Source organism: Benzoatithermus flavus (genome assembly GCF_037908215.1).
Lineage (GTDB): Bacteria > Pseudomonadota > Alphaproteobacteria > Geminicoccales > Geminicoccaceae > Benzoatithermus > Benzoatithermus flavus.
In genome coordinates this window covers 1-513 of record NZ_JBBLZC010000153.1, presented here as the reverse complement: position 1 = coordinate 513, position 513 = coordinate 1, and the positions used below count along the sequence as shown (strand labels likewise).

Sequence of the window (513 nt, the reverse complement as noted above, 5' to 3'; positions counted from 1 at the left end):
GTGAGCTGGCAGAAGGCCCGGTAGAGCGGCACCGAGGCGTAGGCCGCGCCGATCATGCCCACGAAGGCGGCGGCGCAGATGATCGCGACCCGGCGGTTGCGCCGGACCTGAGGGTCAGAAGGGTCGGTGGAGGACATTGCCGCCCAGCTTAACCAAGGTGACGACGAAGACCAGGATGACAAATAGCGCCAGGCCCAGGGCCAGGGCGACGTTGCGGCCGCGCCGGGCCTTGGCCTCGGTTTCGGATTCTCGGGCGGGATCGCTCATCTAGACGAGCTCCAGGGGGATCACGCCGAGCAGGTGCTCGGCCAGCAGGGTGGCGAAGAGAAGGGCGAGGTACAGGATCGAGAAGGCGAACAGGTTGCGCGCGTCCCGGGCGCCGGCGCGGACGTCGTACAGTCCGTCGTCGTTGCGCGGATCGGCCGCCTCGCCCGCCTTGCTGCGCAGCAGCCGCCAGGCCAGCAGCAGGAACACCGCCCCGCCGCCCCCGGCCACCCCCAGATAATAGGGACC

The 513-nt window shown here is 69.8% G+C and carries 1 protein-coding gene and 1 pseudogene; both read right to left on the bottom strand.

Annotated elements, in window-relative coordinates:
* Positions 1-114 precede the first annotated feature (114 nt).
* The gene (locus U1T56_RS24645) at positions 115-267 is read right to left on the bottom strand and encodes a hypothetical protein (RefSeq protein ID WP_409639592.1); all 153 of its coding nucleotides are present in this window, start codon (positions 265-267) and stop codon (positions 115-117) included.
* A pseudogene (locus U1T56_RS24640) lies at positions 268-513 on the bottom strand (heme o synthase); the annotation flags it as partial. It lies immediately after the preceding gene.

Bases quoted from the DNA above. Each gene is read 5' to 3' on its own strand.
- U1T56_RS24645 (WP_409639592.1), bottom strand. From the start codon at position 267: ATGAGCGATCCCGCCCGAGAATCCGAAACCGAGGCCAAGGCCCGGCGC.